The organism is Microbacterium sp. WHRI 7836 (genome assembly GCF_040223885.2).
Lineage (GTDB): Bacteria > Actinomycetota > Actinomycetes > Actinomycetales > Microbacteriaceae > Microbacterium > Microbacterium oxydans.
The window spans coordinates 1,558,847-1,578,230 of sequence record NZ_CP168171.1 but is presented as its reverse complement, the minus strand read 5'-3'; the positions used below and the strand labels follow the sequence as shown (position 1 = coordinate 1,578,230).

General features: G+C 68.7%; 19 protein-coding genes and 1 tRNA gene. 9 read left to right on the top strand and 11 right to left on the bottom strand.

All coding sequences use genetic code 11. The features are described 5' to 3' along the window. Positions 1 to 74: 74 nt before the first annotated feature. The 5 genes from holA to ABRP18_RS07495 all read right to left on the bottom strand — a co-directional run bounded on the left by holA (position 75) and on the right by ABRP18_RS07495 (position 8,140). Positions 75 to 1,112 carry a DNA polymerase III subunit delta gene (holA, locus tag ABRP18_RS07515; RefSeq protein WP_046749211.1) on the bottom strand — a complete coding sequence of 346 codons (1,038 nt, stop codon included), beginning with the start codon at positions 1,110 to 1,112 and terminating at the stop codon, positions 75 to 77. Between the two features lie 39 nt (positions 1,113 to 1,151). Beyond that, on the bottom strand, positions 1,152 to 3,449 hold the full coding sequence (locus ABRP18_RS07510) for a ComEC/Rec2 family competence protein (protein WP_349884436.1): 2,298 nt from the start codon (positions 3,447 to 3,449) through the stop codon (positions 1,152 to 1,154). A gap of 26 nt (positions 3,450 to 3,475) precedes the next feature. Beyond that, positions 3,476 to 4,108: a ComEA family DNA-binding protein gene (locus tag ABRP18_RS07505; RefSeq protein ID WP_058631395.1), complete on the bottom strand. Its 633-nt coding sequence runs from the start codon at positions 4,106 to 4,108 to the stop codon at positions 3,476 to 3,478. Between the two features lie 95 nt (positions 4,109 to 4,203). Further along, a complete protein-coding gene (gene leuS / locus ABRP18_RS07500) occupies positions 4,204 to 6,780 on the bottom strand; it encodes a leucine--tRNA ligase (RefSeq protein WP_058631417.1) in 2,577 nt (858 codons plus the stop codon). Between the two features lie 34 nt (positions 6,781 to 6,814). Next, positions 6,815 to 8,140: an anthranilate synthase component I family protein gene (locus tag ABRP18_RS07495; RefSeq protein ID WP_349884435.1), complete on the bottom strand. Its 1,326-nt coding sequence runs from the start codon at positions 8,138 to 8,140 to the stop codon at positions 6,815 to 6,817. 41 nt (positions 8,141 to 8,181) lie between these two features. Here ABRP18_RS07495 and ABRP18_RS07490 point away from each other — a divergent pair, with 41 nt between their 5' ends. The 3 genes from ABRP18_RS07490 to ABRP18_RS07480 are packed head-to-tail and all read left to right on the top strand — an operon-like array spanning position 8,182 to position 10,748. Further along, positions 8,182 to 8,853 carry a DedA family protein gene (locus tag ABRP18_RS07490; RefSeq protein ID WP_046749215.1) on the top strand — a complete coding sequence of 224 codons (672 nt, stop codon included), beginning with the start codon at positions 8,182 to 8,184 and terminating at the stop codon, positions 8,851 to 8,853. 4 nt (positions 8,854 to 8,857) lie between these two features. After that, positions 8,858 to 9,883 (top strand): App1 family protein, encoded by a 1,026-nt coding sequence (locus tag ABRP18_RS07485; protein ID WP_061015441.1) that lies wholly within the window; start codon positions 8,858 to 8,860, stop codon positions 9,881 to 9,883. A gap of 1 nt (position 9,884) precedes the next feature. After that, a complete protein-coding gene (locus tag ABRP18_RS07480; protein WP_193761904.1) occupies positions 9,885 to 10,748 on the top strand; it encodes a 3-methyladenine DNA glycosylase in 864 nt (287 codons plus the stop codon). 3 nt (positions 10,749 to 10,751) lie between these two features. Here the strand turns inward: ABRP18_RS07480 and ABRP18_RS07475 are convergent, their stop codons facing one another. From ABRP18_RS07475 to ABRP18_RS07460, 4 genes are read right to left on the bottom strand one after another with little or no spacing between them, the layout of a single operon-like run. Then, positions 10,752 to 11,963, bottom strand: a complete 1,212-nt coding sequence (locus tag ABRP18_RS07475; RefSeq protein WP_349884434.1) for a glycoside hydrolase family 3 N-terminal domain-containing protein — start codon at positions 11,961 to 11,963, stop codon at positions 10,752 to 10,754. Between the two features lie 24 nt (positions 11,964 to 11,987). Beyond that, a complete protein-coding gene (locus ABRP18_RS07470) occupies positions 11,988 to 12,644 on the bottom strand; it encodes an SDR family oxidoreductase (RefSeq protein ID WP_046749219.1) in 657 nt (218 codons plus the stop codon). 28 nt (positions 12,645 to 12,672) lie between these two features. Then, positions 12,673 to 13,200, bottom strand: a complete 528-nt coding sequence (locus ABRP18_RS07465; RefSeq protein WP_349884433.1) for a hypothetical protein — start codon at positions 13,198 to 13,200, stop codon at positions 12,673 to 12,675. After that, positions 13,197 to 13,988, bottom strand: coding sequence for a hypothetical protein (locus ABRP18_RS07460; protein ID WP_349884432.1), 792 nt, complete (start codon positions 13,986 to 13,988; stop codon positions 13,197 to 13,199). Before ABRP18_RS07460 ends, ABRP18_RS07465 begins: the two co-directional genes overlap by 4 nt. A 124-nt stretch (positions 13,989 to 14,112) precedes the next feature. On the opposite strand from ABRP18_RS07460, the gene ABRP18_RS07455 reads away from it, so the two are divergent. Then, positions 14,113 to 15,135 (top strand): DUF2804 domain-containing protein, encoded by a 1,023-nt coding sequence (locus tag ABRP18_RS07455; RefSeq protein WP_349884431.1) that lies wholly within the window; start codon positions 14,113 to 14,115, stop codon positions 15,133 to 15,135. Here the strand turns inward: ABRP18_RS07455 and ABRP18_RS07450 are convergent. Further along, entirely contained in the window at positions 15,122 to 16,192 is a 1,071-nt protein-coding gene (locus ABRP18_RS07450; protein ID WP_349884430.1) for an NAD(P)-binding domain-containing protein, read from the bottom strand. The two genes, ABRP18_RS07455 and ABRP18_RS07450, sit on opposite strands and share 14 nt — an antisense overlap. 160 nt (positions 16,193 to 16,352) lie before the next feature. Here ABRP18_RS07450 and ABRP18_RS07445 point away from each other — a divergent pair. The 5 genes from ABRP18_RS07445 to ABRP18_RS07425 all read left to right on the top strand — a co-directional run bounded on the left by ABRP18_RS07445 (position 16,353) and on the right by ABRP18_RS07425 (position 18,919). Next, positions 16,353 to 16,425, top strand: a tRNA-Ala gene (locus ABRP18_RS07445). Positions 16,426 to 16,748: 323 nt separating this feature from the next. After that, positions 16,749 to 16,937: a hypothetical protein gene (locus ABRP18_RS07440; protein ID WP_193761909.1), complete on the top strand. Its 189-nt coding sequence runs from the start codon at positions 16,749 to 16,751 to the stop codon at positions 16,935 to 16,937. A 61-nt stretch (positions 16,938 to 16,998) separates the two neighbouring features. Next, positions 16,999 to 17,478 carry a DUF6153 family protein gene (locus ABRP18_RS07435; protein WP_349884429.1) on the top strand — a complete coding sequence of 160 codons (480 nt, stop codon included), beginning with the start codon at positions 16,999 to 17,001 and terminating at the stop codon, positions 17,476 to 17,478. 102 nt (positions 17,479 to 17,580) lie between these two features. Continuing rightward, positions 17,581 to 18,174: a DUF305 domain-containing protein gene (locus ABRP18_RS07430; protein WP_349884428.1), complete on the top strand. Its 594-nt coding sequence runs from the start codon at positions 17,581 to 17,583 to the stop codon at positions 18,172 to 18,174. A gap of 70 nt (positions 18,175 to 18,244) precedes the next feature. Further along, the gene (locus tag ABRP18_RS07425) at positions 18,245 to 18,919 is read left to right on the top strand and encodes a CueP family metal-binding protein (RefSeq protein ID WP_227750952.1); all 675 of its coding nucleotides are present in this window, start codon (positions 18,245 to 18,247) and stop codon (positions 18,917 to 18,919) included. A gap of 103 nt (positions 18,920 to 19,022) precedes the next feature. On the opposite strand, the gene ABRP18_RS07420 is transcribed toward ABRP18_RS07425, so the two are convergent. Continuing rightward, positions 19,023 to 19,307, bottom strand: coding sequence for a hypothetical protein (locus ABRP18_RS07420; protein WP_046749229.1), 285 nt, complete (start codon positions 19,305 to 19,307; stop codon positions 19,023 to 19,025). Positions 19,308 to 19,384 lie beyond the last annotated feature (77 nt).

Here is a 19,384-nt window from a genome sequence, read left to right as displayed (position 1 = left end):
GCTTCTGAGAAAGGCCCGTCCCGATATCGGGGCGGGCCTTCTTCGTGTTCGGGGTGAGCGCACCCGGCGATGAACTATTCGCCGAAAGGCTGTCGTGTGGCGATGACCGTCACCATGCGCTCCAAGGCGAAGATCGGATCGCGCGCGGCACCCTTCACCTCGCCGTCGGCTCTGGCCGTGGCCTGGATCGCCATCCCGAGCGAGCGCTCGTTCCAGCCCGCCAGATCGCGACGGGCACGGTCGACCTGCCAATCCTTCATCCCCAGGCGCTGCGCGAGTTGACGGCTCGGCTCGCGGTTGCCGGCCACGCGGGCCATGGTGCGCAGCTTCATCGCGAAGGCTGCGACCATCGGGACCGGGTCGGCCCCCGAGGAAAGTGCGTGGCGGAGGGCCATGAGCGCCTCGCCGTAGCGGCCGGCGATCGCGGTGTCGGCCACGACGAACGCCGAGACCTCGACTCGTCCGCCGTAGTACTTGGTGACGACCTCCTCGGTGATGTCGCCGTCGACATCGCCGATGAGCTGCTGGCAGGCTGCGGCCAGCTCTGTGAGGTCGTCGGCGAACGCCGAAACCAGGGCGCGCAAGGCCGGAGGAGCGATGCGCTTCTTCGCCGCGCGGAACTCACCGGCTGCGAAATCGACCCGATCGCCGTCGCGCTTGATCGCCGGGCAGGCGATCTCGATGCCGCCACCGGAACCACCGCGAAGAGCGTCGAGGAGCTTCTTGCCCCGCACGCTGGCTCCGGTGTGCCGGAGAATGACCGTCGCCCCCTCCTGCGGGTGGTCGAGGTACGACACCGCCTCCTGGATGAACGCATCCGAGCACTTCTCCACGCCGGAGACGCGCACCAGACGCGGTTCTCCGAACAGGGACGGCGACGTGAGCGACAGGAGCGTCCCTGGTGCGTAGTCGTCGGCGCGTACGTCACTGACTTCGAGCGCAGGGTCTTCGGCGCGGAGGTAGTCGCGCACACCGGCTATGGCCCGCTCGGCGCAGACCTCTTCCGGACCGGAGACCAGCACGACCGGGGCCGGGCGCGGCTCGCGCCAGGAGACCTGGGGGATCTTGGTGGGCTTCGCGCCGCCGCGGGAAGGGGTACGCGAAGCTGCCATGGAACCAGCCTACCGGCGGTCGCCGACATGGCTCCGCCGTCACGGTGGCGTCTTCTCGGTCCAGATCTGCAACTCCCCGTCATCGAGTGCGAGCAGGATGCGCCCGTGCACGTCGGTACGGAGCACGCGTGCACCGGCGTCGGTCAGAGCATCGATCGTCTCGGCGCGGGGGTGCCCGTAGTCGTTGTCCGCTCCGACGCTGAACAACGCCACGCGCGGCCGGATCCGCCCATACAGCTCTGGATCCTGATCCACGCTGCCGTGGTGAGCCACCTTCACGACCGCGTACGGAGCGAGTCCTCCTGTCCTCTGCAGCACGCGCTGTGGTGCGGCGGAGAGATCGCCGAGGTAGAGGGAGCGCGGCACACCTCCCCCGGCGACTTCCAGCACGACGCTCGCGTCGTTGCCGGAGGGGAACGCCGGTGACCGGGGTGGCGGCCAGAGCACGCGCCAGGCGGCATCGCCGAGCATGCCGCGCCGTCCCTCCGATGCCTGCTCGACCTCGGCTCCCTCATCGGCGAGGTCGTCGATGAGGCGTCGATCGGGCGGATCAGCCATCGGACCGTGAAGGACCGTCGACACCCGCGCCTGCACAGCTGCGGTCCCGCCGACGTGATCGAGGTCGAAGTGCGTGAGCACCAGAAGATCGATGTGCTCGATGCCGAGCGACCGCAGACAGGTGGACAGCAGATCCGGATCGGGCCCCGTGTCGATCAGCGCCACCCGGCCTGCCGAGCGCACGAGCACCGCGTCGCCCTGCCCGACGTCGCACACCGCGATCGCCCAGCCATCCGGAGCCGCCGCGGTCGCCAGCGGTCCATCGAGGAGTACACGTGATCCGGCGAGCGAGAGCACCACCACGAGCACCAGTGCCGCAACCCGCCTCAACCAGCGAGAGATCCGCCCGGCTGGAGTCGCCTCCGTCGAGCTCGGGGCGCGTATGAGGACTGCGGCGATGGCCGCGCTCAGCAGAGCCACCAGGAGCGCACTGCCGAGGCCCGCCGGCACGGTGACCTGCGCGCTCGGAAGCTCCGCCGTGGTGGTGGCGGTCGTCGCGATCCAGGCAGCGGGGAGCCACGCCGAGGCCGCAAGGAGATCGGCGATCATGGGCAGCGGTGCGGCCAGGCACGCGAGGAGTCCGATCACCGTCGCGACCGGCGCCGCGGGCGCGGCTATCAGATTCGCAGCGACTCCGACCAGGGACTGCTGCTCAGCGAACAGCGCGATGATGGGGCCGCACGCGAGCTGCGCGGCGAGCGGGACCGCCAGAGCCAACGCGACGGGTCCTGGCACGGCTCGTCTCAACCCGTGGGCGAGAGACGGGGCGAGCAGGATCAACGCCCCCGAGGCGACGGCCGACAGCGCGAATCCTGGCGTCGCCGCCAGCCACGGATCCGCGACGAGTATCCCCGTCGCGCACAGAGAGAGCACTCCCGCCCCGGCGCTCGGCCTCCCGCACAGGATGGTCAGCATCCCCGCCGCTGCCATCACCCCAGCCCGGACGACGCTCGGCTCCGGAGTCACCAGCACGACGAAACCCGCCAGGCCCGCAAGCGACAGCAGGGCGCGCAGCCAACGGCCGCCCCCGCAGAGGGCCGTGAGCCAGAAGATCGCGCCGACGACGATCGCGCAGTTCGCACCGCTGACGGCGGTGAGGTGGCTGAGCCCACTCGCGCGCATGTCGTCGTTCAAGGCCGTCGTCACCGCGCGGGTGTCGCCCACCGCAAGGCCGGGCAGGAGGCCTGCTCCGGGCTCCGGCAGGCGTAGCGCCCTCTCGACGAACGTGCTCTTGATCGCGGCTGCCGCGGCGAACACACCGGATGCGGGGTCGACGATCTCGGCCTCGCTCGCGAAGATCACGAGAGCCGAGCGCTCCCCGGCCTCCGTGATCGATGACTCGCCCACCACCCGTATCCGCGCACCGAGATCGAACCCGTCGGCGGGGTCCACTCCGACGCGGACCGGGACCGTGGAAGGGGCTGCCCGGCCAGGCGGCCCGAGTGTCGTAGCCGCCGCCTCGAACCACAGCCGCCCGTCCCGTCCGAGCGATGCCGAGGAGGTGACCTCGGCCGACGACTCGATGACGCGCCCGCCCCATGCGCGGGCCTCATCCCGCGCGGGAAGAGCGAACCCGACGGACACGGCCGCACCCGCCATCGCCGACAGCACGACGATCGTGACACCGGCCTCGGCGCGCTGAGTGTTCTTGGCTCGCAGCCCGGAGCGGCTGAACACCAGCACACCTGCCGCGGCTGCCGTACACGTGCCGGCACACACCCACGCGAGTTCAGGCAACAGCACGCACAGCAGCGCGGCACCCCATACGGCTGCCGCCACAGGGAGTAAGCGCAGATCGCGCGCTCTCACACCCTGACCCCGTCGCGCAGTCCCTCGAGGAGCTTCTCGCCGATGCCGGGCACGGCCAGAAGGTCGTCGATGGAGGCGAAGCGACCGTTCTCCTCTCGCCAGGCGACGATCCGCTCCGCCAGCGCGGGTCCGATACGCGGAAGCGTCTCGAGTGCAGTCTGATCCGCCGTGTTGAGATCTATCCGCGCGTCGCCCGGTGGCGCTGCCGCCCCGCCGGGTGCATCCGTCATCGCGCCTGTCGCCGGCACGACGATCTGCTCCCCGTCTTCGACCACCCGTGCGAGGTTTACGGCGCTCAGGTCCGCATCGGTGGTCGTTCCGCCGGCAGCGGCCACCGCATCGACGACTCGCGCGTCGAGATCGAGCACGTAGAGCCCCGGCCTCTCGACAGAGCCGAGCACGTGCACGTACAGCTCACCGGTCGACGAGGGCCCCGGGCTCGCACCTGCTCCGGCGCCGGTGTCCGTGCCGGTGTCCGTGAGTGACACGGTTTCGACAGGCGCAGACTGACCACGCAGAATGCCGACCCCGACGGCAGCCGACAGCACGACGAGTGCCAGCACCACCGCCGCTCCCACGCTCAGGCGCAGACGGCGCCGGTGCGGAAGAGGTGCCTGGGGAGAAGCCATCCGGCCACGCTAGGAGACAACGATCCCCCGGTGGTGCGCAGTAGACGCCCACAGTGGACAACCCGAGTGGATCCTCCTCAGTGGAGAAGAGACGATCAGCCCTTGACGACGAAGCTCACGATCTTCGGTGCGCGCACGACGACCTTGACGATCTCGCGGTCACCGATCGATCGGATCACACGCTCATCGGCCCGGGCCAAGGCCTCGAGCTCCGACTCGCCGATCCGAGCGGACACCTCGAGCTGCGCACGCACCTTGCCGCCCACCTGCACGACGGCGGTGATGGTGTCCTCGATCAGCAGTGCGGGATCGGCGGAGCGCCAGGTCACCAGCCCGACGGAAGGCTCATGGCCGAGGATCTCCCACATCTCCTCCGCGGTGTGCGGGGCGATGAGGTCGAGCATCACGGCGATCGTCTCCGCGGCCTCGCGCACGGCGGGGTCGCCGGCACCAGCGGCGCTGTCGATCGTCTTGCGCGTGACGTTCACCAGCTCCATCAGGCGCGCGACCAGCACGTTGAACTTCGTCTGCTCGACGAGCGCCGGCGCCTCGGAGAGGAGCTTGTGCGTCGCGCGGCGGAGAGCGGCGTCACCACCGTCGAAGACCACATCGACCGGGCTCGACACCTCCCCCGCGATGCGCATCGCACGCGCCAGGAACTTCTGGGCACCGGTCGTCGAGACGTCCGCCCAGTCCTTGTCGTCCTCCACAGGACCGGCGAAAGCGAGGCCGACACGCAGCGCGTCGGCACCGTGCGCGTCGAGCTCTTCCTGGAACAGCACCAGGTTGCCCTTGCTCTTGGACATCTTCTGTCCGTCGAGCAGGACCATGCCCTGGTTGATGAGATTCGAGAACGGCTCGGTGAAGTCGATCAGGCCCATGTCGAACAGGACCTTCGTGATGAAGCGCGCGTACAGCAGGTGCAGGATCGCGTGCTCCACGCCGCCGATGTACGAGTCGACCGGCGCCCAACGAGCCGCCTGAGCAGGGTCGAACGCGACGGTCTCGCTGTTCGGCGACAGGAAACGCAGGAAGTACCACGAGCTGTCGACGAACGTGTCCATCGTGTCGGGGTCGCGCAGCACGGGGTCGCCGGTCTCGGGATCGGTCGTGCGCACCCAGTTCTCCGCACCACCCAGCGGCGAGGTGCCCTTGGGCTTCAGGTCCAGCCCTTCGACACTCGGCAGCTTCACGGGGAGCTTGTCCTCGGGAACCGGGATGATCGTGCCGTCCTCGCCGTGCAGCATCGGGATCGGGGTACCCCAGAAACGCTGACGGGAGATGAGCCAATCACGCAGACGGTAGTTCTTCGCGGCACGACCGGTACCGGAAGCCTCCAGCTGCTCGATCGCACGCGCGATCGCATTGCGCTTGGAGAGCCCGTTCAGCGCACCGGAGTTGATCATCCGACCCTCACCCGTGAGCGCGATGCCGGTGGTGGCCGGACTCTGCTCCTCGAGCGCTGCACCGGTGTCGATCGGCACGCCCTCGTCATCGACCTCGATCACGGGCATCGCACCCGTGACAGGAGCCGTGGTGTCGACGACCACTTTGACCGGCAGGTCGAAGGCTCGGGCGAAATCGAGGTCACGCTGGTCGTGCGCCGGCACGGCCATGACCGCGCCATGGCCGTAGTCGGCCAGCACGTAGTCCGCCGCCCACACCGGCAACTTCTCGCCGTTGACGGGGTTGATCGCGTAGCGCTCCAGGAAGACACCCGTCTTCGGACGGTCCGTGGACTGCCGATCGATGTCGGTCTCCTTCTGCACCTGCTCCAGATACGTCTGGAAACGCTCACGCACCTCGTCAGGCGCTCCGGCCGCGAGCTCCGCCGCCAGGTCGGAATCCGGAGCGACCACGAAGAACGTGGCCCCGTGCAGGGTGTCGGGTCGCGTCGAGAACACCGTGACCGGCTCCTCGCGCCCCTCGATGAGGAAGTCGACATCGGCTCCCACCGAGCGACCGATCCAGTTGCGCTGCATCTGCAGCACCTTGTGCGGCCAGAAGCCCTCGAGCTGGTTCAGGTCGTCCAGCAGTCGATCCGCGTAATCCGTGATCCGGAAGTACCACTGCGTCAGCTTCTTCTTGACGACCTCGTAGCCGCAGCGCTCGCAGCGCCCGTCGACGACCTGCTCGTTCGCGAGCACCGTCTGATCGTTCGGGCACCAGTTGACGGGGCTCTTCTTGCGATACGCCAGGCCGCGCTCGTACAGCTTCAGGAACAGCCACTGGTTCCAGCGGTAGTACTCGGGGTCGGACGTGTGCAGTACGCGGCTCCAGTCGAACGAGACGCCGTACTGCTCGAATCCGACCTTCTGCTGCGCGATGTTCTGGTAGGTCCACTCACGCGGATCGGCACCCTGACGGATCGCCGCGTTCTCCGCCGGCAGACCGAAGGAGTCCCAGCCGATCGGGTTCAGCACGTTGTGTCCGCGGTGACGCCAGAACCGAGCCACGATGTCGGAGTAGAGGTAGTTCTCCGCGTGTCCCATGTGCAGGTCACCGGAGGGATACGGGAACATCGCGAGCACGTACCGACGCGGCCGGGTGTCGTCATCGCCACCCGTGAGGAACGTGCCGTTGTCCGCCCAGTACTTCTGCCACTTGTTCTGGATGGCGTGCGCCGACGGGGTCTCGTCGTCGGCAGGAGCGGTGGACAGGTTCTCAGACAACGAACGCACGACCAATCTGGTGGAAAAAGCGGGATCAGTTCAGGATATCGGAACGCCAGAGGGCAGGCATTCCGGCGCCGAGTGCGGCGAGCGGCGCCCGAGCCTTGGTCGCGACCTCGGCCACCTCGGATGTGGCGACGGACCCCCAGGTGATTCCTCCGCCGGCACCGACGACGGCCTGCTCCTCATCGATCAGGATGCTGCGGATCACCATCGCCAGGTCGAGGGCGCCGTCGACGCCGACGTATCCGAAGCACCCGGCGTACACGCCGCGTGGCCCGCCCTCCAGCTCGTGGAGGCGAGTCATCGCGGAGAGCTTCGGGGCTCCGGTCATGCTCCCCGCGGGGAAGGCCGCACCGAGCAGATCCCCGACTGTCGTCCCCTCGACCGCGACGCCGCTGACGGTGCTCACCAGCTGATGCACGGCGGGATAGCTCTCCACCACCCAGAGTCCCTCGACACGGATGCTCCCCGCCGCGCACACCTGTGAGAGGTCATTGCGCATCAGGTCGACGATCATCACGTTCTCGGCACGTTCCTTGGGATCTGTGGCCAGTTCTGCGGCGAGCGCGGCGTCTGCGACGGGCTCGGCGCCTCGGGGTCTGGTGCCCTTGATGGGTCTGGTGCGGATGATGCCGCCCGCTGCGTGGAGGAACTGCTCCGGGCTCGCACTCAAGAGGGTGCGTCCGCCGATCCGCACGAAGCCCCCGTGGTGCGCGGGGGTCGAGGTGCGGAGGCGGTCGTAGACCTCGACGGCATCATGCGTGCCGGACACAGTGAAGCGGGTGGTCAAGCACAGCTGGTAGGCGATGCCCTCGCGGATGAGCTCTCGGCAGCGTTCGATGAGTGCGATGTACTCGCGCGGGTCGTGCCGTGCTTCGGCGACGCGCGTCAGGGGCCCGGTCGCCGTGCGGAACCGATCCTGGTTCTGGCTCTCCCTCGTGTACGCGGTGACCGCCGCTTCCCAGCTCTCCAGTTCGCTCTCAGCGCTGAGCGCCCAGACCCGTCGGTGCGAATGGTCGAAGGCGATGAGTCGCTCGGCGCTCAGCCATGCCCCATCTGTCTCGTCGCCCGTAGGGGACACGGGTGCCCCCGCAGCCGCGGCGCCGCTCTCGTAGTCGAGCCAGCCCACCCAGCCCCCGGTGAACGGCGGCTGCCCCGGCGTCGGGGCTGCGACGTCGAGGCGGACGTCGCGCGGAAGCGTCGAACGCTCCCCTGTGCCGATGAAGCTCCATCCCGTCGTCGCATCCGCGCCCGCGTCGAGCCAGAAGACATCGGCGTTCCCCGTTTCGAGCATCGGGAACACCGACGACGGCTCCGTCCACTCGGGAAGGGGTCTGGCGCTCAGCAGTACAGGCACCTTGCCAGCCTAGGACCGGGCGGCTCCCGTATTCTCGTGGGGTGGACGACCTCCTGATCTGGCTCCTCGACACCGTGCAGTCGATCGACCCGGTCGCACGCACGCTCATCGCCGGGCTCGCCGTGATGCTGGAGACGAGCATCCTGATCGGTCTCATCGTCCCCGGTGACACGATCGTGATCATCGCCTCGATGGGTGTCGCCACTCCCCTGGAGGGCATCGCGATGGGCGTCGCCGTCGTGATCGGCGCCCTCATCGGCGAGAGCATCGGCTTCTGGCTGGGCCGCTGGCTCGGACCACGAATCCGCGTGTCCTGGTTGGGGCGCAAGATCGGCGAGCACAACTGGGTGCGCGCCGAGAACTACCTCGAGCGCCGAGGGGGCATCGCGATCTTCCTCTCCCGGTTCCTCCCCGTGCTGCACTCGCTCGTCCCCCTGACCGTCGGCATGAGCGAGTACCCGTACCGCAGGTTCCTGGCGTGGACGGCTCCCGCCTGCGCGCTCTGGGCAACCGCATACGTGAGCGTCACATCGCTCGCGGCCGGCAGCTTCCGCGAGCTCGTCGATCGCGTGCACTTCGCGGGCTACATCTTCGTCGGCGTCATCGCACTGTTCCTGCTCCTGGCGTTCCTCGGAAAGAAGCTGCTGCAGCGCCTCGAGGCCCGTCATCTGGAGGGGCCCGAAGCGGAGGCCGACGCCGACGTGAAAGACTGAGTCAATGGCATCGGCTCCCCCAGCCCCCCGGATCCACTGGTTCGCCCGACTCGAACACCGCCTCCATGTCTGGCGTGAAGGTCGTGCGCGCCGTCGTGGTCGTGTCGCGACGATCCTGCCCTTCCCCGGCTACGGCGGCCCCGGGTGGGTGCGCGTGGTCGGACGTGTGCTGATCGTGCCCCCGCAGCGCCGCACACGTCACGGCGAGCCGGCGAGTGTACGCGGGTGGCGCAGCTTCGTCGGCATCCCCGTGGGCTTCGCATCCGTCAGCGTGCATTTCGGTGACACCACCCATCAGGTGGCGGCCGACCGCGGTGGCGTGGTGGATGCCATGATCCGCGTCGACCTCGAACCCGGCTGGCAGACCTTCACCTTCTCCGTCGAGGGGCAAGCCCCCGTGGAGGCGAGAGCGTTCATCGTCGCCGAGGAGACCACGTTCGGTGTGGTCTCCGATGTCGACGACACCGTGATGGTGACGGCGCTGCCTCGTCCGTTCATCGCGTTCTGGAACTCCTTCGTACTCGACGAGCACGCCCGCCTCCCCGTACCCGGGATGGCCGTGCTCCTCGACCAGTTGCTGCGACAGCACCCCGGCGCCCCCATGGTGTATCTCTCCACCGGCGCCTGGAACGTCGCCCCCACGCTGTGGCGCTTCCTCGGTCGCCATCTCTTCCCCGCCGGCTCCATGCTCCTGACCGACTGGGGACCGACGCATGAACGCTGGTTCCGCAGCGGCCGCGAACACAAGCTGACCAACCTGCGGAGACTGGCGACCGAGTTCCCGCACGTGAAGTGGCTCCTGATCGGCGACGACGGGCAGCACGACGAGGCCATCTACAGTCAGTTCATGGACGAGTACCCCGACTCTGTCGCCGGTGTCGCCATCCGTCGCCTGCTTCCTGCCGAGGCCGTGCTCGCCGGTGGGCGCGCCGGACACGAGCCGCACTCCGAGGACACCGCCCCCTGGGTCAGCGCCGAGGACGGCGCGGGCCTCCGCGACCTGCTGGGCGAAGCCGGCATCCTGCACTGACATGCCCATCGCCCGCCAGGAGTGGCTCCTCCGCGAAGAGAAGCACCGTGAACGTGCCGACGAGCTCACCGCCGCGCACCGTGACAGGGCGACCAGGGCCGAGAAGCACCCGGTGTGGGACTTCCTCTTCACCTACTACTCGTACAAACCGGCTCAGCTGCGTCGCTGGCACCCCGGCGCCGGTGTCGAGCTCGCGGAGGCCGTCGAGCGACTCGAGTGGCGGTGGTACACGACAGGCAGCAGCGCGGACAGCGCAGTTCCCGATGCGGCGGCTTTCGGCACGGAGAAGGCAGAGCTGGCATCGCTCATCGAGAGGATGCTCCGCCGCACGGCGTCGCGTCCCGGACAGTTCGGGTGCTTCGGACTGCACGAGTGGGCCATGGTGTACCGCGCGGACGAGACCCGTCACTCGGTTCCGTTGCGCCTCGGGCGGGATGGAACCGACGCTGTGGTCGAGAACCACGACCTTCGCTGCACCCACTTCGACGCCTTCCGCTTCTTCACTCCCGAGGCCGTGCCCCGCAACCGCACCTCGTTGAGCAGGGACGAGCAGCCGCTGTTCGAGCAACCGGGCTGCCTGCACGCCGGCATGGATCTGTACAAGTGGGCCACCAAGCTGGGACCCCTCATCCCGGGTGAGCTGCTCCTCGATTCGTTCGAGCTGGCCCGAGACATCCGCCTCCTCGACATGGAGGCCGCGCCCTACGACCTCTCGCCCTGGGGCATCGTGCCCGTGCCCATCGAGACACCGGAGGGCAAGGCCGAGTACGTCCGCCGGCAGCGAGGATTCGCAGACCGTGGTGCGGCACTCCGGTCGGCCCTGCTGGATGCCTGGCTCGGCGAGGGAGCCCGCGAGGCGGCCTGAGCGTCAGCCGACGGGCTCGCAGTCGTCGCAGGTCGCCCATCGAGCCGTCGCGGCAGCCATCTGCATGCGCAGCGTCACCACCCGCGTCGCTGCTTCTTCGAGCCTCTCGGCCGGAAGCGCGCCCGCATCGACCGCCGCCCCGATGCCTGCCGCCATCGCCCCGGCAGTCTGCGCGTCGGAACCTGCGATCATCAGCACCAGGTCGTTCCCTGCGGCGATCGCCGCCACGCCGTTCGCGACCGGATCAGCATAGGCGGGGTCTCCCGACGACAGCAGCATCCCCAGGTCATCTGTCACCGCCACCCCCGTGAAGCCGAGCTCTTCTCTGGCGATGTCGTGCCAGACCGGCGAGAGCGACGCGGGAAGCGGGTCGATCTCGGTGTAGGCGAGGTGACCGTACATGAGCAGGGAGGCCCCGGCGTCGATGCCCGCCTCGAAAGGCACGGCTTCCGTGGCACGCCATTCCTCCCGACCCATCGTGGAACTCGGGATCGCCCGGTGCGAGTCGCCGGGCGCGGCGCCGTGGCCGGGGAAGTGCTTCAGCGTCGAGGCGACGAACTGCTCCTGTGCGGTGGTCGCCGCCGCGACGCGCTCGGCGGCGGACGCGGAGTCGATTCCGAGTGCCCGGCCGTGGATGAACGAAGCGGGATCGGACGTGTAGTCCGCCACCGTGCCGAAGTTCACCGTGATCCCGGCGCGTGCCACCAGGGCGCCCCGTGCGGAGAACGCCGCCGACGTCTCCGCGACCGGGAGCCCCTTCAGCGAGGTCGAAGCGGGGAAGCCGTCGCCGTGCAGTCGGGACACGAAGCCGCCTTCCTGGTCCACGGCGATGAGCGGCGGAAGGGCGGGATCGACGGTGAGCGCGGCCGTGAGAACCTGCAGCTCCGCTTCCGTCGCGGGGATGTTGGCGCCCATGAGGATGAATCCGCCCAGCCCCGATGCCATGTAGGCATGCAGGGCCGCCGGATCGGTTCCCGCGACGTGCCCCATGACCACCGTCGATGCCTGCTCCGCGACCGACATCTCCGCCACCCGCTCTTCAGCGCGTTCCACGAACTCCTCGGAGGAGACGCCAGACGAAGTCTCGGCCGCCGCCGCGCGTATTGGCGTGTCTGTGAAGGTGGAGGAGGCTGTGGCCGGCGTCGCTGCGCACAGCCCCGCCATCGCGGCGAGCGCCAGGGCACCCACCCCGTACCTGCTGACCCGAGACGTCATGCTCGTCGCGGTGATGCAGAGGCGTCAGCAGGACAGCGCATCGGCGATGGGGTCTGCCGAGTCGGCGTCGCCGTTGCCGAAGCGGATCGTCCGGCCGACCGTGCACGGTTCCTGCAGGGATGCCGCGATCACAGCTGCGACGTCGGCACGGGAAACGGCTCCCCGCCCCTCGGGATCGATCTGGATGCGTCCGGTCGGATCGTCGAACGTGAGAGTCCCCGGAGCGAGGATCGTGCCTTCGAGGCCGGTACCGCGCAGGTGCTCATCGGCAGCCCACTTGGCATCGGCGTAGGGGAAGAACGAGTCGTCCCGCGGGACACCGTGGTCGGCGGTGGAGCCGAGCCACGACACCATCACGTACCGCCGGACACCTGCGCGCTCCGCCGCGTCCATGGAGCGCTGCGCAGCGTCACGGTCGACGGCATAGGTGCGCTCGGGTGACCCCCCACCCGCGCCGGCCGACCAGACGACGGCATCGTGCCCGCGGATGATCTCGGCGAGCGCGTCGACGTCCATGCTCTCGACGTCGGCGACCAGGGCTCTCGCCCCACCGGCTTCGACCTCGGAGGAATGCTCCGGGTTCCGGATCACCCCCGTGACCTCGTCTCCCCGTGCGGCGAGGAGCGGCGCGAGCAGCAGGGCGATGCGGCCGTGGCCGCCGAAGACGATGATTCGCGACATACCTTCACCCTACGCGCCCTCTCCGACCTCAGCGCGGGGTCTGGTCGCTGTCGATGACGAATGCCTGCGGATGGTCGGGGAGGTAGCGCACCACGATCAGCTGGCCACCGGGGATGTAGGCGTCGCGGTCCGGGTACACGGCCGGGGTGAAGAAATTGCTCTCCAGCGTGTACTCGACGCCCTCGGCTGTCGTGAACGTCACCCAGTCGCCGTCGAGGGTCGCCGCCGTCGGCCGTCCGTTGTCGTAGATGTACGCGCGGGTCACCGGGACTCCGATGAGGCTGAGGATGCCGATCACCAGGCAGGCGAGCATGAGGAAAGCCAGGATCCGCGCCCCGATGCGTACGATCGCAGCCCCGGCCCGCCCGCGCGGACGCTGATCGGGGCGCAGTAGCCCTTCCCTCTGGCGGATCGCCCGCAACTCACCACCCGGCGTGGTTCCGCCGGCGGAGAGCGCGAACAGGCCGAGGATGGAGAAACCGGCGATGAACACCATCGCGTATCCGTGCGACGCCGGGAAGTTCACGAGCCAGATGAGGGTGTCCATCGGGTTCATCGTCCCGCCTCCTTCTCGATCGTCACCGCGACCGTATGCGGGTCCTCCCGCCGGTAGTACGCCCAGACCGGAGCGCCGACCTGCAGATGCGGGATGGCCTGCGGATACACGAACACGGTGGTGTCCGCCTCCCAGGTCGCCACGCCTTCCGGTGCCATCAGCACACGGAGCGCGAGCTCGCTCTGCCCTTCGCGACGTCGCCCCGTCGGACGGACCTCGAGCACGGAGGCCGTCACCGCGGTCCCGCTGGTGCGTGCGCGCACCTGTGACGGGTCGATCAGCCCCCGTTCGATCCTCCACTGGAGCATGGCGTCACGCACCGCGGGATCGGTGAGGTCTGCGAGCACCACGGTGTCCTGGTCGGTGAGGCTGTATCGCACCGGCACGGGAAGTCCGACCTGCAGGGCGGACATGTCTGAGGCGTCGACCAGCATCCGCATCTGGGCGACGAACTCTTCCCCGCTGTTCGGGGTCACGCGGATGAACAGGTCGTACTGCGGCACATCGTTGACGGTCAGACCGGTCCGGCTGACCTCGACGATCGTGCCGACACCGATCTGCGTCTCTCCGCGCACCGTCTTGCGACGCCCGAGGCCGGACAGCATGCCGCCGAAGGTCAGCAGCAGCCCCCAGGCGACGCCGATGAGGATCGGGGCGCCCAGGGAGTCCTCTCCGGCGAAGGGAAGGATCGAGTGTCGTTGATCGACTCCGAACAGGCCCTCGCCGACCCACACGACGAGCCAGGCGGAGAGCAGCAGCCAGACGACGAGGAACACGATGCGGAGCATGCTCTCAGCGTATCCAGAGTCCGATCCCCTCCCCGCCCGGAGGGTGTTCCTCGTGCGGAACACCGTCCTCTACACTCGGGGCAACGACACCGCCCCGAGGTGTCCTCCGGACAGCAGGACGAAGATGCCCACACCGCTGATCGAGCGCGAGATCACCGCGCCTGTGTCTCTCATCACCCCGGACGGGGAACTGAACCGGGATGCGGTGGGCTGGTCACGCACCCCTGTCCACGACACCTCCGGCATCCCCGGGCGCGGACATTGGGGCCGCAACAAGCGGTGGGAGTACTGGAACGTGATGACACCGTCCCACATCATCGCGTTCACGGTGTCGTGCGTCGACTACATGTCGCTCCACGAGGTGTGGGTGCTCGATCGCGCGACCGGGCATGACATCGGCGCCACGGTGATCTCACCCGGGAGCCGAAGTGCGACGCTGCCTGCGTCGATCGGCGATGGGCCCGCGAGGGCGCGCACCCGTCGGATCACGATAGACGTCGATGAGAGCTTCGACGGCACCCGCCTGCGCGGGAGTGCACCTCGCGTCTCGTTCGACCTGCTCGCCGGTCGTCCCGCCGGGCATGAGGCGCTGGGGGTCGTCGTGCCGTGGCGTCGGGGCGACGACATTCCCCGGTTCCAGTACACGGTGAAAGACGTCGCCCGTCCGGCCAGCGGCACGGTGACGGTGGACGGCATCGCGCACGACGTACCCACGGGAAGCTGGGCGGTGCTCGATCACGGTCGCGGACGCTGGCCGTACCGGGTGCAGTGGAACTGGGCAGCCGCGAGCGGGGTCGTCGACGGACGCGTGATCGGACTGCAACTCGGCGCGAAGTGGACCGACGGTTCCGGGGCGACCGAGAATGCGCTGCTCGTCGACGGGCGACTGTCGAAGATCAGCGAGGAACTCGTGTGGGACTACGACCCCGGACACTTCATGCGCCCGTGGCACGTGCACGGAGTGAAGGCCGATCTCACCTTCACACCGTTCTACGACAAGCGCTCTCGCACCAATGCCGTGGTGATCGCCAGCTCCACGGACCAGTTGTTCGGCGTCTGGTCGGGCTGGGTGCTCGACGACACCGCGACACGGGTGCGCGTGGACGGCATCGAGGGGTTCGCTGAAGAGGTGCTCAACCGCTGGTGACGCGCGATTCTGCGGACTTCAGCGCGCGCTGCACACCCTTCGCCGCGGAGCGACCGGCCCGATTCGCGCCGATCGTGCTCGCAGACGGCCCGTAGCCGACCAGCTGCACGCGAGGATCGCGGACGGCGGTCGTTCCGCGTCCGTTCCGGTCGAGCTGGATGCCTCCGGCAGCGCTGCGCAGATGCAATGGTGCCAGATGACCGATCGCGGGTCGGAAGCCGGTCGCCCACAGGATCACGTCGACCCGCTCGAAGCTGCCGTCGGACCAGCGCACACCGTCGGGTTCGATGCGCTCGAACAGCGGACGCCGGTCCGCGTAGGCGCCCAGACGCTCCGCTTCCCGCTCCTGCGCGCGGAGCATGAGTCCCGTGACGCTGACCACGCTCTGCGGAGGAAGCCCTGCGGCGACGCGCTGCTCGACGAGCGCAACCGCTGCGGCTCCCGCCTCCGGGGTGAAGTCGTCGTCGCGCCAGACCGGCTCACGGCGTGTGACCCACAGCGTCTCGGTGATCGGGGCCAGCGCGCCGAGGAACTGCACGGCTGAGGCGCCACCGCCCACGACCAGCACCCGCTTGCCGATGAAGTGCTCCGGTCCCGGATAGTCGACGGTGTGCAGCTGTTCTCCGACGAACGTCTCCATGCCGGGGAAATGCGGGAGGAACGGATGGGACCAGGTACCGGTCGCATTCACGATGGTGCGGGTCGTCCACTCCCCCTCCGCGGCTCGCACGGCCAGGAGACCGTCGCGGTCCTCCACCCGATCCACATGGACGGGGCGCAGCACGGGAAGTGCGTGCCTCCGCTCGTACGACGCGAAGTACGCCGGCACAGCCTCATTGGCGCGAGCACCGTCGCGGGCAGGAGGCGTGTCTCCCGGCAGCTCTGCAACGCCGTGCACGTCTCGCATCGTCAACGCGTCCCACCGATGCTGCCATGCGCCACCCGGGCGCTCGTCCGCATCGAGGACCACGTGCGAGATACCCAGCCGGGACAGGTGGAACGATGCCGAGAGACCGGCCTGTCCTGCGCCGATCACCAGACTGTCGAGGATGCTCACGCCGGATCCAACACGCGACGCCGCGTGCTTGTTCCTCCGCGCCTTCTCATCCGCGCCCTCATCCGTCGTGACGCGCCCGGGATGCCCCCACCGATTGGTGCTCCCGTCGATTCGTGTAGTACTCTTTTCAAGTTGCTCCGGCTGGTTCGGAACAGCGTCTGGGCCTGTGGCGCAGCTGGTAGCGCACCTGCATGGCATGCAGGGGGTCAGGGGTTCGAGTCCCCTCAGGTCCACAGAAAAAGCCCCCGGTTCTCCGGGGGCTTTCTTCGTCTCACGGGACGTGTACCGGGACGCCGACCCCGATCTGCCTGGCGCCGTTCTCAAGGGCCGAGGGGCGCGCCGCTCGGATCGTTCTGCGTCGCGGACAGGTCGTCAACGGCGACGGCGATTTCGCTGCGGCCGCTGTCGAGCGCCAGTCGGTCTATCACCCCGCCCCGACCGCTCGGTCGATGCAGAGCGCTGAGGCGCCTAGCGCGCCCCTTCCCGACCGTCAACCCGATGCAGCATCGTCGACGCGCGCCCTACCGTGAAGGCATCTCCACGAAAGGACGCGACCATGTCGAACCCCATCATTCCTCCCGTGCCTCCGATCCGCCCCGATGACGATGACGCCGCCGGTGTACCGACGCGAGATGTCGACGGCGAGCGTGTCCTCGATGCCGACGTCGACGATGCACTCGTCGACAGCGCCGAGGCCGACCGTATCGCCGCAGCAGCGGACGACGACGACACCCACGACGACTGAGCATTCGGAGGCATCCGCCCTGGACCCCGTCGACTCCCACCGCTCCGCCTAGACTTGCCTCATGGCACCGGTGGTGGCGACGTGGTCAGGAAGAGGCTCATCGAGCGTCTTCCGCGGTGTGCTGTCCGCCGTTCTCCTCGTAGCCGCGATCATCCTCGGACTCCTGGGGATGCACACCCTGAATCTGCACGGGACGCCATCCGCCGAGGCACCGGCAGCAGTCGCGATGCCGGTGAGCGACACCGCCACGACGCCCGCTCACCATGCGGCGGCTCCGCACGGCGCGGCGCAGGCTCACCCTTCCGGGAACTCGACGAACGCCGGCGACATGTCCTGTGCAGGTTGCGGCAGTGACGACCACGCCGGCATGGCGATGATGTGCGTACTCGCTCTGCTGCTCGCACTCGCGCTGGTCATCGCTCCCGGTGCGCTCCGGGCCTGGGCAACCACCGTCTTCCGGTCCTCTCCGACCGGGGCCCTCACCTCCCGCGCGCTCCCCCAAGCCCCTTCGCTTCACGTTCTCTGCATCAGTCGCACCTGAGCGGCCGTCGAGCCCGCACCCCTCGTGCCCGGCTCCACACCACTCACCTTGCGCGCGCCGTCATCGGCGTGCGCGCGACGACTATGCGTATTGGAGAACACCATGAAGAAGATTCGCGCTGCGGTCACGACCGCACTCGCCCTGTCCACGGTCCTGCTGCTGTCCGGCTGCGCGACCGGCGACACTGACGGCTCGATGCCGGGGATGGACCACGGCTCGTCGTCGGCACCCGCCGGCGTCGACGAGGCGGACATCATGTTCACCTCGATGATGATCGTCCACCACCAGCAGGCCATCGAGATGAGCGACATCGTGCTCGCGACTCCCGGGGTCGACCCGGCCGTCACCGCTCTCGCCCAGCGGATCAAGACCGCTCAGGGACCGGAGATCGAACAGCTCGAAGGCTGGCTCGACGAGTGGGGCGTCGGCCCCGACGATCGCGACGCGGGTGCGATGGATCACGGGAACGGGATGATGAGCGACGACGACCTCGCGGCGCTCCGCGAGGCCGACGGCGCCGAGGCCTCCCGACTGTTCCTCGAGCAGATGATCGCGCACCATGAGGGGGCCGTCGAGATGGCGCAGACCCAGGTCGACGAAGGAAGCGACCAGGAAGCGGTCGAGCTCGCCCAGACGATCATCGACGCGCAGACGGAGGAGATCCAGGAGATGAAGGACCTCCTCTCCTCTCTCTGACCCATCCCCGGGCCGGTGTCGGCGCCGCGCAGCGCGACACCGGCCCTTTTCCGCACGAAGGAACCACGCCATGAACCTCCCCACCATGCCCGCCGTCGTCCGCACGCTCCAGCGGCGTCGGCTGTCCGTCACGCTCGCCGCCCTCGCTGCCACAGGTATCGCCCTGACCGGATGCTCGGCCGGCGTGCAGACGACGCCCTCGCAGACCTCACCCTCGCAATCGGCCTCCACGCCATCGACGGACGCCGGCTCGGAGGCAGTGGCACAAGAGCTGCTCGCCGTACACGATCTGGCGGCGCTCGACGTCCGCGAGGTGATCGCGCGGCTCGAGGCGACGGCCCTCGTGGATCGTCCTGATGACCTCCTCGCCTCGGTGCAGCCCGACACGCTCGTGCTTCGAGACGCCAGGGGCAGAGAGGGCAGACTTCCCCTGCCCGACGACGCTGTCTACGTCTCGATCGCGCCGTTCCGCGATCAGACCCACGAGTGCCACTTCCACAGCCTCACGACGTGCGTGGGCGAGCTCGCCGACACGGAGGTCCGTGTCACCCTGACGACCGACGACGGGAGCATTGTCGTCGACGAGACCCGACGAACCCAGGACAACGGCTTCGTCGGCGTATGGGTGCCCCGCGGCCTCGAGGCGACGCTGACCGTCGAGAGCCAGGGGCTGATCGGCTCCGTGCCACTGTCGACGACCTCTCCCGACGACCGCACCTGCATCACGGATCTCCAGCTGCGGTGAGCCGATCGACGACGCTCTGAGCTCGTCCTGCCGCCGCGTGGCATGAAGAAGCGCACCCCTCCGTGTACGGAGGGGTGCGCTTCTGCTGTCGACGTGCGGCCTGCTAGGTCGCGAGCAGCGGCGGCACGTGCGAGATCGAGATCGGACGCGTGGCCCTGCTCGACCCGCGCATCCTCTCGACGTCCTCCAGCACTTCGAAGGCCGTACCGTATCGGGACGCGAGGGGAAGGTCGCGAAGCCACGTGACCTCGACCTCGGTCTCGGCCAGTTCGTACACGCACGCCACCACATGGCGCGGATCGTTCGGCGAGTAACGGAGGTCGTTGATCACCCACTCCGACGCCGTGATGCGATTCAGTATGAAACGTGGATCCGGAAGTTCAGACATGTGCGGGCCCTCCAGGACTCTCTCTTCCTCAAAGAGTGCGCCACGGTTCGGCTCGCGCAAAGCCCCTTGACACTGCT

Coding starts and splice junctions, on each gene's coding strand:
- ABRP18_RS07505 (WP_058631395.1), bottom strand. CDS start 4,108: ATGGCTTCTCCCCAGGCACCTCTTCCGCACCGGCGCCGTCTGCGCCTG.
- ABRP18_RS07475 (WP_349884434.1), bottom strand. CDS start 11,963: ATGACGTCTCGGGTCAGCAGGTACGGGGTGGGTGCCCTGGCGCTCGCC.
- ABRP18_RS07425 (WP_227750952.1), top strand. CDS start 18,245: ATGAACCTCCCCACCATGCCCGCCGTCGTCCGCACGCTCCAGCGGCGT.
- ABRP18_RS07440 (WP_193761909.1), top strand. CDS start 16,749: ATGTCGAACCCCATCATTCCTCCCGTGCCTCCGATCCGCCCCGATGAC.
- ABRP18_RS07470 (WP_046749219.1), bottom strand. CDS start 12,644: ATGTCGCGAATCATCGTCTTCGGCGGCCACGGCCGCATCGCCCTGCTG.
- ABRP18_RS07455 (WP_349884431.1), top strand. CDS start 14,113: ATGCCCACACCGCTGATCGAGCGCGAGATCACCGCGCCTGTGTCTCTC.
- ABRP18_RS07460 (WP_349884432.1), bottom strand. CDS start 13,988: ATGCTCCGCATCGTGTTCCTCGTCGTCTGGCTGCTGCTCTCCGCCTGG.
- ABRP18_RS07485 (WP_061015441.1), top strand. CDS start 8,858: ATGGCATCGGCTCCCCCAGCCCCCCGGATCCACTGGTTCGCCCGACTC.
- ABRP18_RS07465 (WP_349884433.1), bottom strand. CDS start 13,200: ATGAACCCGATGGACACCCTCATCTGGCTCGTGAACTTCCCGGCGTCG.
- ABRP18_RS07435 (WP_349884429.1), top strand. CDS start 16,999: ATGGCACCGGTGGTGGCGACGTGGTCAGGAAGAGGCTCATCGAGCGTC.
- ABRP18_RS07430 (WP_349884428.1), top strand. CDS start 17,581: ATGAAGAAGATTCGCGCTGCGGTCACGACCGCACTCGCCCTGTCCACG.
- ABRP18_RS07420 (WP_046749229.1), bottom strand. CDS start 19,307: ATGTCTGAACTTCCGGATCCACGTTTCATACTGAATCGCATCACGGCG.
- holA (WP_046749211.1), bottom strand. CDS start 1,112: ATGGCAGCTTCGCGTACCCCTTCCCGCGGCGGCGCGAAGCCCACCAAG.
- ABRP18_RS07480 (WP_193761904.1), top strand. CDS start 9,885: ATGCCCATCGCCCGCCAGGAGTGGCTCCTCCGCGAAGAGAAGCACCGT.